The organism is Microcoleus sp. AR_TQ3_B6 (assembly GCF_036702785.1).
Classification (GTDB): Bacteria; Cyanobacteriota; Cyanobacteriia; order Cyanobacteriales; family Microcoleaceae; genus Microcoleus.
The window spans coordinates 61235-76119 of record NZ_JAUBVJ010000034.1; the positions used below are offsets into that span (position 1 = coordinate 61235).

The 14885-nt window shown below is 46.2% G+C and carries 13 protein-coding genes and 2 pseudogenes; 8 read left to right on the top strand and 7 right to left on the bottom strand.

What is annotated here, in order from left to right:
* Positions 1-369: 369 nt before the first annotated feature.
* From QUB56_RS17570 to QUB56_RS17585, 4 genes and pseudogenes are all read left to right on the top strand, one after another.
* The gene (locus QUB56_RS17570) at positions 370-732 is read left to right on the top strand and encodes a hypothetical protein (RefSeq protein WP_332956862.1); all 363 of its coding nucleotides are present in this window, start codon (positions 370-372) and stop codon (positions 730-732) included.
* A 348-nt stretch (positions 733-1080) separates the two neighbouring features.
* The gene (locus QUB56_RS17575; RefSeq protein WP_332956846.1) at positions 1081-2103 is read left to right on the top strand and encodes a tetratricopeptide repeat protein; all 1023 of its coding nucleotides are present in this window, start codon (positions 1081-1083) and stop codon (positions 2101-2103) included.
* Between the two features lie 619 nt (positions 2104-2722).
* A pseudogene (locus QUB56_RS17580) lies at positions 2723-3349 on the top strand (RNA-guided endonuclease InsQ/TnpB family protein); the annotation flags it as partial.
* Between the two features lie 175 nt (positions 3350-3524).
* A pseudogene (locus tag QUB56_RS17585) lies at positions 3525-3800 on the top strand (zinc ribbon domain-containing protein); the annotation flags it as partial.
* Here QUB56_RS17585 and QUB56_RS37285 read toward each other — a convergent pair.
* Positions 3775-4035, bottom strand: a complete 261-nt coding sequence (locus QUB56_RS37285; protein WP_445243367.1) for a transposase — start codon at positions 4033-4035, stop codon at positions 3775-3777. The pseudogene QUB56_RS17585 and the gene QUB56_RS37285 overlap by 26 nt on opposite strands.
* A 329-nt stretch (positions 4036-4364) precedes the next feature.
* The gene (locus tag QUB56_RS17590) at positions 4365-4718 is read right to left on the bottom strand and encodes an IS630 transposase-related protein (protein WP_332956848.1); all 354 of its coding nucleotides are present in this window, start codon (positions 4716-4718) and stop codon (positions 4365-4367) included.
* A 25-nt stretch (positions 4719-4743) separates the two neighbouring features.
* Here QUB56_RS17590 and QUB56_RS37290 point away from each other — a divergent pair, with 25 nt between their 5' ends.
* Complete coding sequence (locus QUB56_RS37290) at positions 4744-4905, top strand: zinc ribbon domain-containing protein (RefSeq protein WP_445243368.1); 162 nt, start codon at positions 4744-4746, stop codon at positions 4903-4905.
* A gap of 55 nt (positions 4906-4960) precedes the next feature.
* On the opposite strand, the gene QUB56_RS17595 is transcribed toward QUB56_RS37290, so the two are convergent.
* The 5 genes from QUB56_RS17595 to QUB56_RS17615 all read right to left on the bottom strand — a co-directional run bounded on the left by QUB56_RS17595 (position 4961) and on the right by QUB56_RS17615 (position 11255).
* Positions 4961-5707, bottom strand: coding sequence for a hypothetical protein (locus tag QUB56_RS17595; RefSeq protein ID WP_332956849.1), 747 nt, complete (start codon positions 5705-5707; stop codon positions 4961-4963).
* A gap of 670 nt (positions 5708-6377) precedes the next feature.
* Positions 6378-7100 (bottom strand): pyridoxine 5'-phosphate synthase, encoded by a 723-nt coding sequence (locus QUB56_RS17600; protein WP_332956850.1) that lies wholly within the window; start codon positions 7098-7100, stop codon positions 6378-6380.
* Positions 7101-7162: 62 nt separating this feature from the next.
* Positions 7163-7948, bottom strand: coding sequence for a nucleotidyltransferase domain-containing protein (locus tag QUB56_RS17605; protein WP_332956851.1), 786 nt, complete (start codon positions 7946-7948; stop codon positions 7163-7165).
* A 334-nt stretch (positions 7949-8282) separates the two neighbouring features.
* Positions 8283-8423 (bottom strand): hypothetical protein, encoded by a 141-nt coding sequence (locus QUB56_RS17610; protein ID WP_332956853.1) that lies wholly within the window; start codon positions 8421-8423, stop codon positions 8283-8285.
* Positions 8424-8465: 42 nt separating this feature from the next.
* On the bottom strand, positions 8466-11255 hold the full coding sequence (locus tag QUB56_RS17615) for a HEAT repeat domain-containing protein (protein WP_332956854.1): 2790 nt from the start codon (positions 11253-11255) through the stop codon (positions 8466-8468).
* Between the two features lie 422 nt (positions 11256-11677).
* Here QUB56_RS17615 and QUB56_RS17620 point away from each other — a divergent pair, with 422 nt between their 5' ends.
* From QUB56_RS17620 to QUB56_RS17630, 3 genes are all read left to right on the top strand, one after another.
* Positions 11678-12538 (top strand): Tab2/Atab2 family RNA-binding protein, encoded by an 861-nt coding sequence (locus QUB56_RS17620; RefSeq protein ID WP_332956855.1) that lies wholly within the window; start codon positions 11678-11680, stop codon positions 12536-12538.
* Positions 12539-12979: 441 nt separating this feature from the next.
* The gene (locus QUB56_RS17625; protein WP_332956864.1) at positions 12980-14275 is read left to right on the top strand and encodes a TldD/PmbA family protein; all 1296 of its coding nucleotides are present in this window, start codon (positions 12980-12982) and stop codon (positions 14273-14275) included.
* A gap of 263 nt (positions 14276-14538) precedes the next feature.
* Positions 14539-14885 (top strand): GDSL-type esterase/lipase family protein (locus QUB56_RS17630; RefSeq protein ID WP_332956857.1); only part of this gene is annotated, 347 nt, incomplete at its 3' end.

Genomic DNA, 14885 nt, shown 5'->3' on the forward strand with positions numbered 1-14885 from the left:
ATAGCACCGCCGATCGCGAAAACGACGTGCTGGTCGTTACACCCCGGTAGTCAGCTTAAAGAAGCTCGCATATTTGACCCGCTGGATTGGGTTCAAAACAGTCAAGCGAGAGTAGACCCAGGGCCTCGGCGGGCAAAAATGTGCTCCTTCGCTGCTGCCAGTAACTATTCTAGGGCTTTGCAGCTCGAATGCTGTAAAAAAAAATATTTTGGTATCTTCCTTTAGATACATTTTTGATCATTCTTTAGGTATACTTTGTTAAAAGGAGTTGCGGTAGAGCTTGCGTCAGCTACGCTAGGGCAGAGGCTGGTAGCGGCTACTATTTTTACTCTCAGTAGTGCTTTAAAAATATAAAAGCCAGTGCCAAGCATGAATCATTTAGAACTCGAACAAGAAATTGGGAAAATGGCTATAGCGATGATGAGCCGCAATAGCTTAATTGGTAAAGATTTGATTGCCGATCTCAGAGGGCGGCTGTCTGTTGACAGTGTAGCTGCTTTGATGATTGTCAGTATGGAGCGTTTGATTTGGTGTGACAGCGAGTCCGTGCTCTGGAGTTTGAGTTATTTGATTCCTGCTGACGTGATGGAGGAAATTCGCCGGATTACTTCGCTGATTGTTTGCCAGCGGTTGATGGGCAAGGGTTTTGTGCTGGGAAAAGATTTTAGTATTGATGCTGGAGGCAGCCTGCTGTTGAGTGAGAATGCTAAAACAGCGGTTGTGGTTGCTTGAATTGGGCAAGCAGAAGTTGGAGCGCGAACACTATGAGATTTGCAGTTGGACTTTGGGCGCCCTAGCACTCTTTGTGTAACTGCAAACTTCATTCGGGATGCGGTAATAGTTGCGTGATTCACGGCCAGAAGAGATTCCTACCAGCTCCTAATAGCGATGAGTGCGGTTAGCTAAAACTATTTTTTCAGCGTAAAATAGTTTGTTTCGCCAGACAATTGTTGAGTTTGTTAATGGCAGTTTGTACGGGCGATCGCCCTGTATCAAATTTTTCAGAGTTTTAGTGGAATTACAGTTTTACTCGGACTATAATTTCAGGTAGAATCATCCCTAAGATAGATACAAAATATTATGAACTTAATTCAGAACTTGGAAGCGGCTTGGTATTACCACCTGGGTTCGCGCCACCTCGAAGCTAACGACGACCATGCAGCTCTGGCGAACTTTAACAAAGCTGTGAATTTACAACCCGATCATTATAAGGCTTGGTTCGGGCGAGGCATGGCTTTGGGGAACTTAGAACGGCACTTAGAGGCGTTGAAGAGTTTTGATCAGGCCTTGGCGGTGCAGCCGAATGCGAGCTTTGGCTGGCACAACCGGGCTATTGCTTTAGGAAAGTTGGGTCAGCGCTTGGAGGCTCTCAACAGTTTTGACAGGGCTTTGGAGTTCAACCCGTGTGCGGCGAGTATTTGGCACAACCGGGGACTGACGCTGATCGATATGGGACTTTACGATAAGGCGGTTCAGAGTTTCGATCGCTCTTTAAATTTGCACCCGGAGGCTGCTTGGGCGTGGTACAACCGAGGTAATGCTCTGTTGGAACTCAAGCTTTACTATCTGGCGCTCAACAGTTTTGACAGGGCGATCGAGTTTAACCCAGACGACTCAAAGGCTTGGTACAATCGCGGTATAGCTGCCCAATCAATGGGACTTTACAAACAAGCAGTGGCTAGTTTTAGTCGATCGCTCGCTCTGAAACCGGGCAGAGCCGAAGCTGTGGGCGAACGGAGAGTTGCTTTGGGCAAATTAGTAGGTTTAAATGACAGAAATGCCAAGTTCACTCCCACATCTGAGTGTCCCTTGGAAGATTATTTGATTTGGTACAACCGGGGTGTGGAATTGGCGCGAAAAGGCGGCTACTCCGAGGCGATTGCTTGCTACGAAATAGTCTTAGAAATAAATCCTGATTTTGCTAATGCTTTTTACAATAAAGCTTGCTGTTATGCGCTACTGGGATTTGCTGATTTGGCCCTTGACAATTTGCAGCGGGCTGTGGAGTTGATCCCTACTTTATACCGAGAACTAGCTTTAGCCGATCCGGATTTAAGCTGCATTTGGAAACAAGAACGTTTTGAAGCACTGATCCAAGGTTGATTTTAAGCAAAAAAACAGCTCGCCGATCGGCCGAGCTGTTATAATTGGGTGGCGCCAATTCGATCGCGCGACAGTATTTTTGCCATCTTTAGCTGAAACAAAAAGAAGCCTCTCGCCTCGCCCGTTGCGGAGGCGATAAGATGAATTTTTAGGAGAGGACGAATTGACCCACAACCGATTCAATCCGTAGGATTAACAGGACGGTGGGTCGATGAGGAATCGCTATTTTTAACACTCATAGCGAATCTATAAAATCTTCGATTACATGAGTCATGGTTCTATCGTTTTGAGACGAGTATAAGCGTAGTTTGTTTAAGCTACCCTCGGATATCCTCAAATTTAATGCTTTGTTTTTCATCAATGCCTACATAACGTCTTTGCATTGATGTTATATAGCGGTTCGATCTCGTGGTGAGGTATGCCCGTGAGCCCGTGAGCCCGTGAGCCCGTGGGCCAGATAGTACCTCATGTTACGCTCGAAAGGCTATACTATTTGTAGGTCAAAAATAAAGGATAGCAATTAGAACTTCATACCAGTACAAAATTAAACCAACTTTCATAGAAAGTAGAAAAAATCTTTCGAACGCTCGAAATGCTGCGTTATTAATATAATTATCTACTCGCTCAAAGGTTTGATTGGCATGGGCAAAATCGTTATCCTCTAGGTAGATGTCCCTTAATTTGCCAGATACCAGAGTTAAAAGAGCCGCCTAACTATTACAGTCAAAAGGCATTTCTCACCCAACTTAAAGTAGATAGACCTTGGTATAAAGAGATTCACTCTCAAGTATTGCAGGAAGTCCCTAAGAAAGTCGAGATAACTTTTGAACGATGGTTAAAAGGTGATAGTAATGGCAAGAAATCTGGTAGACCGAGATTTAAAGGCGTGGGGCCATACAAAACATTTACGTACCCTCAATTCAAGAGACATCATTTTGCTAACAACAAAATCACACTGTCAAAAATTGGGGATGTTAAGGTAATTGTTCACAGTCCAATACCTCTAGGGTTTGATATCAAGACCGTATCTGTCACCAAAAAAGCAGATGGTTATTATGTAACCCTAAGTCTTGATGAGCAAACGGTTCCCACAATCAAACCTGATTTTAACTCTGACAATATTGTTGGTATTGATGTAGGCTTAGTCGATTTCTATGTTGCTTCGGATGGTTCGAGAATTAACGCGCCAAAACATCTACGTCAAGCTGAACGCAAATTAAAATCAAACGTGGTGTTTCTAGGATAAAAAAGGTTCTAACCGTCGCAAGAAAGCTATTAAAAAACTAGCTAAGCTGTCGCGCATTTAAATTGCATATTCTCCGCCGGCGGGACACCGCACTCATTGTTTTATTGTTTTTTGACATACAATTTAAATCCCGCAACAGCTTATCCAGTAAAAAAAAGTTGCGGATACTCGTAAAGACTTCCACTTTAAGACAGCTAGAACGCTGCTCGATAAGTACGATGTCATAGCTGTGGAAAAGTTAAATATCAAAGGACTCGTTAAAACTCAACTGGGTAAAAGTATTAATGATGCTGGGTGGGGACAGTTTACGATCGTACTTTCAAACAAAGCCGAAAATGCTGGCTTGAAAGTAATAACTGTAAATCCGAACGGCACAAGCCAAGAATGTTCTAACGGCGGTCACAAAGTTACAGCACTTCCGGATGTTATGAGGTACAGTAGCAGCAATTAGTAAACCAGTTTTTGAGATGTTTCGGATTAATTAAGTCAAGAGCTACAGCAATTATCGTATCAACCATTTTAGTGGTGGTTGGTGAAAACTGGATCAATAAAGATTTAAGTTGCGACCACCATAATTCAATCGGATTAAACTCAGGAGAGTATGGGGACAAACATAAAATAGAAGCACCTACAGATTCAATCATCGATCTAATTGAATCTACTTTATGCGCGGGTAAATTATCAATTCACGTCTACGGCTCCCGACCACAATTGTGGCACTAAACATTGCTCAATAAATACCTCAAATGCTTTGCCATCCATTGAGTTATCCATTGTCATGAGTGCCACTACTCGCTTGATACTAATTGCACCAATTACTGTGACTTTTGCAGCGCGATAAAAAGGTTTAACCGCATAGGCTCTCGTTCCTTCGAACGTGCATGAGTTCGGGTTTTGCCTAGCAATACTCCAGTCTCATCTAAAAAGACTAGATTCTTTTGGTCGATCAGCTTGACTTTTTCCCAATACTCTAACCTTAACTTCATGACTCTTTCTGTTCCGGCTTGGCTACTTCTCACTGTTTTTTTTTACGATTTAATCCCAACTTTTGTAAGGCGTTACACATGGCTGTTCTACCCACCCAATTTCCAGTCTTCTGGGCAAATAACTCACACAATTCTAGTAAGGTGGCATCGGGATGGGCTGCCACTATTTCTCTCAAAAAAGCTGTGGAATTATTCAAATGACTGTATCGAGGTTTCCCCCTGGGTTTCGGCTGTAAATTCCCCTCTATTTTTTGTTGCTTGACCAGTTTTTGAACTAAGCTTTTACTGACGAAAAATATCGCTGCTGTTTTTCTAATCGACAACTTTTGCTCGATATGGGCTGCTACTATTTTTGTTCGCAAATCTACTGAATATGCTTTCATTGGTGTATTTTTTTAATCTATTCTTATTGTACCTCATAACACCCGGAAGTGCTGTAAAAAGCTGCTATCGCAAAGAATGCACAATTGCCCGGTATGTCCTACAAGTTTGTGCAGGGATTTGAATGCGGCTATAAACATAAAGGCGCGTGGGACGCACGCCCTCAAAGCTCAATTAATGTCCTCATAGAGGAGTCGTTGAGAAGCCCACACTCACCCGAAGGGGAGTGTGTGGAGTACCTTACCTATCGCACTGAAACTGTGATGGAGGGCTTGATCGGTTTGTTGGCAACTACGATCACCCGGTAGATTCCCGACTCGGGGAGTTGAGCAAAAGTTTGACCTGCGCCTTGATCCAGGAGTTCTCCCGACGGAGATTGGATCGCCAGATCTAGATTTTTGTTGCTAGCAGTTACCATGATTGTCTGTCCCTGTTTGCCTGGAACCGTGAGGGGCTGGATTTGGTAGCCGGACATTTTGAGTTTGATTGTGGCTTCTTTTTCTCTGAAGGCTATAGGAATTGGGCGATCGGGCCTATAAGTCCACTTGGCGTTAAAGTCGCGTCCGAGCACGAAGCTGCTGGTTTCACCTTTCGGGGTAACTCGCACGCGGTAGATTCCGGACTCTGGCAACTGGCCGATCCACTGATTGTCTGTTTTTTCAATAACCCCCATATTTTCACCATTGGGACTGTACAGTTCGGCTGTCAGTTGTCCCGCCCACAGGGAGAGAGTGAGTTCCCGCCCTTTGACGCCTTCAAAAATATAGGTGGTGGGTTGGTTGATGGTTTCTCGAATTTCCGAGCTTGACATTCGCTTGATCGGTTCGAGGTTGGGAACCGATCCAGAGGTAGCAGGTTTGTTAAAGGTTTCTGTAATTTCCGAGGCCGCCATCCGCTCGCTCGGTTCAATTTTTGGGGCTACAGGGCTGGCAAATACTGATTTTACCGTCATCATGAGTAGCATTCCAGTCAGTAAAATTAATTTTTTCATGTCGCACTTCCGATTGGTAATGAGTTGTATATGGTTACTTGTGTTTGCCTGTTTTCACCGGATCTCATCTGGCGATCGGCTATAGCAGTATGGAGAATATACCTAAATATCCCGTACTTGCACAAAGGCTGCTGGTAGCCAATTGGCAGTGCGGGAGATCTCGTAGTAGCCTCCGTTTGTCGGGACATTTCAATGATACTCCTTAGGCAGAATATCATCCGAGAATATTACTAATTTGCTCGAGGAAAATTCAAGCTTTCTCCGAGGATATTGCTAAAAAAATGCCTAGGCCCAAAAAACGCGGTGTCTTGGCTCTGGGAGGAGTGTTGCTACTAGAAAACGGCTAGCACCAGCAAGGGGTGACGGCCCCTACTGTTACTTAGGTTTGGACGATCGCCCTACATAAGCTGTCGCGCATTTAAATTGCATATTCTCCGCGGGCGGGACACCCCACTCATTGTTTTATTGTTTTTGGACATACAATTTAAATCCCGCAACAGCTTATGTAGGGCGATACACACCGCACCGTACCATATTCGTAGCGTGTCAAACCACTTTTTGCGTAAGTTTTGATCTTGTAGGGTCTGTCGGGGCGGATGCGAGTTAGTCTCTCTGATACTAACGAGTTTACCAGTGCCAAACCCCCCCGACCACACGAGGTTGATTTGTACTACGAACCAGACAGAATTTTCAGGTAAGCTTGTACTGTGTTGAACAAGCCCATTTCTAGCGCTTCCGCAATTAAAGCATGACCGATAGATACTTCTAGTATATCAGGAATCGAGCAAAATTTAGCTAAGTTTTGCAAATTTAGATCGTGTCCGGCATTGACTCCCAAACCTGCTGATTGAGCCGCTTTAGCTGCCAGCATATATTGTTGAAAAATAAATTCAACTTTCCCTTCGCGAAAAGCAGTTGCGTAGGGTTCCGTGTACAGTTCTACTCTGTCTGCTCCAACTTCTTTTGCTAGCGGCATGAGAGCTGCATCTGCGTCCATAAACAGACTGACTCTGATGCCGTTGTCTTTTAATTTTTGAATGATTGGTAAGAGCCGATCGCGGTTTTTGGGAATATTCCAACCGCTATCCGATGTTAGCACGTCGGGAGCGTCCGGCACCAAGGTACACTGAGCCGGTTTTACGTCGCAAACTATATCCATAAATGGCGGCTGAAACGGATTTCCTTCGATGTTGAACTCGACGGTTAGCATTTTGGCTAATTCGTAAACATCAGCCGCTTTGATGTGCCTTTCGTCGGGGCGGGGATGGACTGTAACGCCGTGGGCTCCGGCGGCGATTACTGTTTTTGCGGCTTCCGTAACGCTGGGGATACCGATGTTTCGAGAGTTTCTGAGGAGGGCGATTCTGTTGATGTTAACGCTGAGTTTAGTCACGGGAGGTTAATCTTTAAGGTTCCTGCTACTATATTAATCGCTTTCGGTACGAAACATTGAGGCTATTGCGGTACCTTTAGGGACTTCTCAGAGTAAAAATTAGCTTCTGCAAGCGGTAAAGTTTCTGCAAAAAAAGCCTCAGCTATTTGCTGTTTTGCAGCCAAATCTTCAAGGTTGGCAATGCAGAAAAGCGGTGCGACGCGCTCGACTATTGCGGGCGGGAAGTCTCGGCTGAAATATTTGAGTTCAAAGTCGTATCTGTGGGGACGGTAAATCATTCCCAACAGTTCGACTAAGGGTAGAAGAGTCCAATCGTGATAGTTGCCGATCGCATCTACTAAATTTCCCCGATAAATCTCTTTTTTTACCAGAGGTTGCAGCAAATCAAAACGGATTTTAATTTCGTTGAATCTAGCTAGCATTTTGGAAAAATGCTTGTTTTTATCCAAATGACGCGGTACAATTAAATTAGCTTTATCAAAGGCTATTGGCACTTTCCCGTGTCTCTCTATTTCTAGAAAATCGTTGCTGCTGCTGCGCCGGAAAACGGCGAAATCAATTAGCAAAAACGGCGGGGTTTCTTTGAGCCGCCAGAAGCACTGCGACTGACCGTGCCAAGCGGGTTCTGGAACTCGATATTTGAGTTCGATTTCGCCAATTTCGGCGAGGGCTTTTTCAACAATATCAAAGGTTTGTTGTACGCAGTTATCTTCAACCACAACGGCAATATCGAGGTCTGACCACTCGTCGGTGTATCCGTGGGAGGCTGAACCTCCTTGCCACAAACCGAGAACAAAATCTAAAGGTTGTAAGGTTGAAACAATCTTTTCGAAAATGATTTTTCTCATGGAATCAAGCTATACTGTTTATTTGGATTGTAGCCCCAATTCGGTAAAAGCCGTTTAAAACAAAGCGCAATTGAACAACAATTTAAAAGTCATAATTCAGGAGTCATATTAAGGAAGAGTAATTCAGGAATTATAATTACTACTGATTTTTTTCTTCTCATTCAGAAGTCAGTATGAATTCTGAGTCCTGACGCCTGAATTATTTATTAATAAAATCCGCAGCCCAAGGGGCGAGCAGGAATAACTGCTATTCGTTGTGTCCCTCAAATAAAACTCATACATAGGATTTACTGTCTGTTTTCTAGTTTAGCAATTTTGCAGTGTCATCTCGAATTTATTGATAATTGTTTAAGCTGTGGGTATCAATAACAGCTTGCATCTGGCTCCAACTAAAATTATTCCTGAAGAGCTTGTTCCAGTTGGGGCGATCGGCAAAATCGTGCCCGATCGCAATCCCGACAACGGTTTTGCTCAAGCACAAGATCGGGCAACTTTAACCCCAACAACGGTGTTGAGCTTAAAGAAGATTCCGGTTGCGGATGCTCTCGATCGCGTCGCGAGCCGCATTACCTATGTTTGGATCGTTATCCCTGAGTACAGAAGTGAGCGGTGCGATCGCCCGTGCATCCCCAAACTTCTTCAAAGCTTCAACAGCATTCCGCCGCACGTTTTTATTCGGATCCTTGAGGGCCTCAAACAGGGACAGTAAGGCAGGCTCGCCCAGCTTCACCAAAGACTCAAGGACAGCATCGCACACTCCGTAATAATTATCCTGGAAAGTTTCGATTAGCGGCTCTACGGCCCGTGCATCCCCAAGATTGCCCAAAGCCTTAGCAGCACTTTGCCTTATTCCCGAACCTTTATCTTTAAGCAGCGGAATGAGCGGCTCGACTGCACTGAGATCGCCCAGATTACCTAAAGCCTCCATCGCGTAGAAACGTACCGAGAAACTACTATCAGAAAGGGCATCGAGAAACGGTAAAAGCGATCGGCGATCGCCAAGCTTTGCCAAAGCTTCAGCCGCCGCTCTTCGCACCCCTTCATCCTCATCTTTAAGCGTTTCAATCAGCGGTTCCACCGCCCGTACATCAGCAAACTTTTCTAAAGCTTTGGCCGCCTCTAAACGGGTAGTCGGCCAAGGCTGTTTCAGAGCTTGGATCAGGGGCTCTACGGCTCGCACGTCCCCAATTTTTGCCAAAGCCCTAGCCGCCTGCTGACGCTCGTCAAAAAGCCCCTCCTCAAGCAATTGGATCAGCGGTTCAACGGCACGGGGATCGCCTAACTCACCCAAAGCCTCTGTAACAATAATTCGGACACTTCCGCGGGGAAAAAAGGCTGGAATAGTTGATGTTTCGTAAGTCCTGACTTGCCTCAAACCCTTATTCGGTCGTCTAAAAAAATTAAAAACAGTCCGAAGTATTGCAGTAACAGCAGAGTCGGTGTTGCTCTTTGAATTGCCAATAGCATCGATAAACGGTTCAACTATCCGCCGATCGCCAATCTTACCTAAAACCCAGGCAACCGTAGAACGCAGCTTGCTATCTTCGTTCTCTTGTTTAAAAATCTCGAGCAGTGGTTCAATTGCCCGCTTGTCACCAATCCGCTCTAAAGATAGAGCAGCCAACTTACGCACAAACAAGTCAGAGTCATTTAGCAGCGCCGATATCAGCGGTTCAACTGCCCGCACGTCCCCCACCCGACCTAAAATATAGGCAGTTTCCTGACGCACTTTGCAATCACTATCTTTAAGCAACTCGATTATCACTTCAACATCTTGGTTGCCCTCAAACTTGCCCAAAGCAGAGATAGCTTGCTCGCGTACCTGGCTATTTTCATCTTTGAGCATATCGGTGAGCGGTTTCATAGCCCGATCGTCCCGCAGCCGACTTAAGGCTCTGATGGCAGCTTCGCGCACTTGCCAATTAGAATCTCTAAGCTGATGCATTAGAGGTTCAACCGCTTTTTTGTTGTCAATCCAGCGCAAAGACTCGATCGCACTCAAACGCACTTTGTCATCTCCGTCACCGAGCGCTTCAATGAGCGCAGGAACTGCCTGTTCATCCCCAATCTTGCCCAAAGCCTCAGCCGCACTTTGTCGCACAAAACTATCTTCATCCTGAAGCGCATCAATCAATCGCAATTGCGACAGTTCGCCCAAGTTGCCCAGTGCTTTAGCAGCATCCTGGCGTAGAGGATGATTTGGCTGTCTGAGGATATTGAACAGTAATTCAACGGCACTGCTGCCCGTTAACTGGTTCAAAGCCTCGACTACAGCCAGACGGGGCTCCTCAACCTTCAGCCCCGCAAACAGTGGCACGTAGCCGCCATTTTCCCTTGACTCGTAACCGAGCGCAAAGCCACACCTCAATTGACTTGAATAGTTAAGTGATTTTATTAGTAGATCGATAGCTCGCTTATCGCCCATTTTGCCCAAAAATCGGGCTATATTCGGCAGCATTTCTGCGCTCCAACGCCTGCCCTCAAGCATCTGAATAAACAGTTCAACCACACGCGGGTGGCTAAAATTGCTCAATGCTCCAACTGCTTTTGAGCGGATACTCTCATCAGAGTCTTTAAGCACTTCAATTAGGGGTTCAATGGCTCGCACATCACCTAATTGACCCAGAGCAAAGGTGGCTCCGGCACGCACCCAGTCGTACCCATCTCCGGCACGCACCCATTCGTCCTCATCTTTAAGCACTTGGATTAGCGGTTCAACCGCCTTATCCCCAAGCTCGCCCAAAGCTCGGGCAGCACTCCTACGAACATCAAAATCAGAGTCCTTGAGTGCTTCGATCAGTGGCAGGGTGGCTCGTGCGTCGCCTAACTTGCCCAACGTCGCTGCGGCCTGAAATCGCACCCATTTATTCTCATCGGCGAGTGCGTTGAGTAACGGTGATAATGCCAGTTCACCAAGCTTAACTAAAGCCTCCGCAACTGTCCAAGGCCGCCCCCGCTCATCATTCATCTCGCCCCAAATCGGGTCAGCCGTTTGGCACACCCAAGTATTCTCTTTGAGAGCTTGGATCAGGGGTTGAACCGCTTGTCTATCACCCAGTTTGCCTAAAGCCTCAGCAGCAGTGTGGCGCACTTCTCTGTCTGAGTCTTTGAGAGCTTGGATCAGGGGTTCAACCGCTTGCTTGTCGCCTAGCTCACCCAAAACAATGGCACTACTCTGGCGCACTTCCGAGTCTGGGTGTCTGAGGGTGTCAATCAGAGATTCAATACCCAAAGACCTAGCAGCACTGTGGCACAATTCCAAATCTGAGTTTTTGAGAGCATTAATCAGAGATTCAACCGATATCATAGGTTTTCCCTGTTTAGGTCATCGACGATCGCCACCCTGGCACAAGAATTATCACAGCAGGCAAAAAATATTAATTTAGGAACTACTCCGGCTAAGATGCTGTATGACGGGCAGCTTTATGTAAGGCTCTATATTTGATACCGACTCTTTTGACAACAGTTATCGGGATATTTTAATTATTGTGCATGATGAAATTTACTAAACTTAACTACTGCCGATATTTATTAAGCAGTTCTATCAACCATACACTAACCAACGAGTGCCAAGCATTGCACTGACAATTTTGAGCGGCAAGGGTTTGACAGACCCAGATTTAGGTTAATGCGATCGCCCGCCATTGAAAATCAGTCTTAAATTGTCAGAATCAAAAACTTGCCCGCTGTCCGGTAATATGAGAAAGGATTAATTTTTAACAGCGCGGCATGGCTATTATTTGGGAACTCGACTTTTACAGCCGTCCAATCCTAGACGAGCGAGAGAAAAAAAAATGGGAATTGTTGATCTGCGAAAGCCCGCTGAATGTAGGCGACAAGGCCGAATCTCTGTTTCGCTACTGGCAATTCTGCTCGAGTTCTACCGTGAATTCCCTGTGGCTGGCGGGTGCAATTAAAGAGGCGATCGCCTCCGCACCCAAACGACCTGAAAAAATCCGCTTTTTCCGCCGCCAAATGGCGAACATGATTACTAAAGCCTGCGAGGACTTGGACATTCCTGCTGCCTGCAGCCGCCGTACCCTCGCCCTCAGCCTGTGGCTGGAAGAACGGATGAAAGAGGTTTATCCCGCCGAACCGGGCTATCAACTGGTTGTGAACCCGAGCGTTCAATTTATACCCGAAACGCCAGTTGCGCTGCCGGATGCTTTAATCGGCGAAAAATGGAGGTTTGTGAGTTTGCCGATCGCAGCTTTTGACGAAATGTCCGAGTGGGATATCGGATTTGGCGAAGCTTTCGGGCTGCCGATGACACGCCTGGGCCCGGAAACGCAAATTCCGGGACTGATTATCTACTCGTCGAGAGCAAACGCCCTGGCAGGTTGGATGTCGGGTTTGGAGTTGGCTTTTCTCAAATTTGACAGCGGCCCGCCCGCTAGGCTGGTATTAGATACGGGAGCTAACGATCGGTGGATTTTAGCTAATCTCAGAGACGCAGCAACTGAGAGAGAAGCGAAAGCATTTGAAGCCGCGAAAAAGCAAGCAAAAAAAGTACATTTCTTAGCAATTCAGTCAAATCCCGAATCGGAATCTTTCGCAGGATTTTGGCTGCTGCACGAACTAACTATTTAGTCGCTCGTTTGGCAATAACTGATATCTGGCAGCATTCTCAATTAGATTTAACCAACCAGTTTGTTTGATAAAAAATCTCGGCTTTGAGATTTGACCTGCAGCCATAAAGCTGGTTTCTGACCCCGCCCGAAAACGGCTATAACCCCCAGAATCCTGTCGTGGAGAGATCAATATTTTAGATTTTAGCTCAAGCTCGCAGATTCATTTGTGAAGTAAATCTAAAATCTAAAATCTAAAATCTAAAATCGAGGCTGGGCCCTTGGACAAGATGCAAATAATAACAACTGCGTAGCATCTTGTTATCCCCCATTATACCAGTTTCCCAAAAGAATCTAAATGTAGGCTCGTGCTCCCAACCCATATCCAGTAAGTCATTGCCAATTCTTTAATCGAAAATCGAAAATGGTATTACCGATCGCCCATTACCAACCACCGACAACAATGACCAATCACCAATCAGCAGAACAACTGCTAGAATTAGCCACCAAAGCAGGGGCCGAAGCTGCTGAGGTATTGGAATCGCAATCGCTCTCGCGGCCGGTTTTTTTTGAAGCAAACCGCCTCAAACAGCTAGAAACCGCCCAAGCAGAAGGTATTGCCCTACGGCTGTGGCGGGACGGGCGGCCAGGTTTGGCGGTGGCCTACGGACCGGTGGAACCGCAAATTTTGGTGGACAGGGCGATCGCGCTTTCGCAACTCAACGAACCGGAAACCATCGAACTCGGCACCGGTGAGAAGGTTGTTTATCCCGATCGCGGAGTGTCGGTGCCAGCCCAACAGCTAGTAAACTGGGGAAAAGAGGCGATCGCGATCGTCCGCGAAGGCTATCCCGAAAGCCTCTGCACCGCCGAACTCGACTGCGAAATCGAAAGCACTCGCTTGCTGAACACACTAGGCTTGGATTCCAGTCACACCGACACCACCCTCAGCGGTTACTTGTCAGCCGAATTAGTACGGGGAGAAGATTTCCTTAACATTTGGGAAGGCGAAACCGAACGCGGCACCCTTGACTTAAACACCAGCGCCAGGCGAGTTTTGCAACGTTTGGAATGGGCTAAAGACAATGTAGCCCCCCCCACGGGCCGCGTGCCGGTGCTGTTTACAGCCAAAGCAGCCGATTTACTGTGGGGGACTGTCTCTGCGGCGTTGAACGGCAAACAGGTACTCGAAGGCGCTTCGCCTTGGAGCGATCGTTTGGGATCTCAAGTGACTTCGCCGCTTGTCACCCTCTCGCAGCAGCCGGATATCGGACCCTATAGCTGTCCTTTTGATGACGAAGGCACTCCCACTCGGGCGATCGTCTTTATCAACAGCGGAGTGTTGCAGCTATTTTATACCGATCGCACCACCGGTCGAGCCTTGGGTAGCGGCACTACCGGCAACGGATTTCGCCCGGGTTTGGGCAGCTATCCGACGCCGAGTTTGTTCAATGTTTTGATTAAACCAGGTTCGCTTTCGCTAATCGATTTAATCGCTCAATTAGACGACGGAATTGTAGTAGATCAAATGCTTGGCGGCAGTGCCGGAATTTCTGGCGATTTTTCGATTAACGTCGATCTCGGCTACCGAGTTAAAAAAGGTCAAATAGTCGGCAGAATCAAAGACACAATGGTAGCCGGCAACGTTTACAGCGTCCTCAAACAATTAGTAGAATTGGGAGGAGACTCCGAATGGAACGGTTCTTGCCAAACACCATCTGTAATTGTAGAGGGATTGTCCGTTATCGGCAAAAACTAATGGAGAATTGGTAATCGGGAATCGGGAATCGGTAATTGGTAATAAACTTTTGAGTTGGAAATTGGTAATTTTAAGTTAAAGAGTTTTCCCGCCAAACTCAACATTTAAAACTTAAATTTACTCGTCAATTCCCCATTCCCAATTATCAATTATCCATCCAAACTGCCTGGTATTCTCTGAGAGTCTACACCTATATTCATGGATCAAATTTGAGCTAGTACGCACCCTACACATAAATTCAATATCTCAAATCCCAAATAATTATGCGTATTTGTTTTATCGGCGACTCTTTCGTAAACGGTACGGGCGATCCAACATACCTTGGTTGGACAGGACGAATCTGCGCGGCCGCTTCTGGCGGGCAAAGACAGGATATTACCCATTATAATTTAGGAGTGCGGGGAGAAACCAGTGCCGATGTAGAAACTCGGTGGTTTAGCGAAATTTCTGGTCGCTTGCCTCACTACGGCGACGGCAGAATAGTATTTTCCTTTGGCGTCAACGACACTTACCTAGAAAACGGAAAAACTCGAGTCGCACTTGAACAATCAATGGAAAACCTCTGCTATATTCTCAAGTCTGCTAAAGAAATGTTCCCCGTTTTAATGGT

Excerpts from the sequence above, each read along its gene's own strand:
- QUB56_RS17595 (WP_332956849.1), bottom strand. The coding sequence starts at position 5,707 with ATGAAAAAATTAATTTTACTGACTGGAATGCTACTCATGATGACGGTA.
- QUB56_RS17620 (WP_332956855.1), top strand. The coding sequence starts at position 11,678 with ATGGCTATTATTTGGGAACTCGACTTTTACAGCCGTCCAATCCTAGAC.
- QUB56_RS17605 (WP_332956851.1), bottom strand. The coding sequence starts at position 7,948 with ATGAGAAAAATCATTTTCGAAAAGATTGTTTCAACCTTACAACCTTTA.
- QUB56_RS17570 (WP_332956862.1), top strand. The coding sequence starts at position 370 with ATGAATCATTTAGAACTCGAACAAGAAATTGGGAAAATGGCTATAGCG.
- QUB56_RS17575 (WP_332956846.1), top strand. The coding sequence starts at position 1,081 with ATGAACTTAATTCAGAACTTGGAAGCGGCTTGGTATTACCACCTGGGT.
- QUB56_RS17615 (WP_332956854.1), bottom strand. The coding sequence starts at position 11,255 with ATGATATCGGTTGAATCTCTGATTAATGCTCTCAAAAACTCAGATTTG.
- QUB56_RS17625 (WP_332956864.1), top strand. The coding sequence starts at position 12,980 with ATGACCAATCACCAATCAGCAGAACAACTGCTAGAATTAGCCACCAAA.
- QUB56_RS17590 (WP_332956848.1), bottom strand. The coding sequence starts at position 4,718 with ATGAAAGCATATTCAGTAGATTTGCGAACAAAAATAGTAGCAGCCCAT.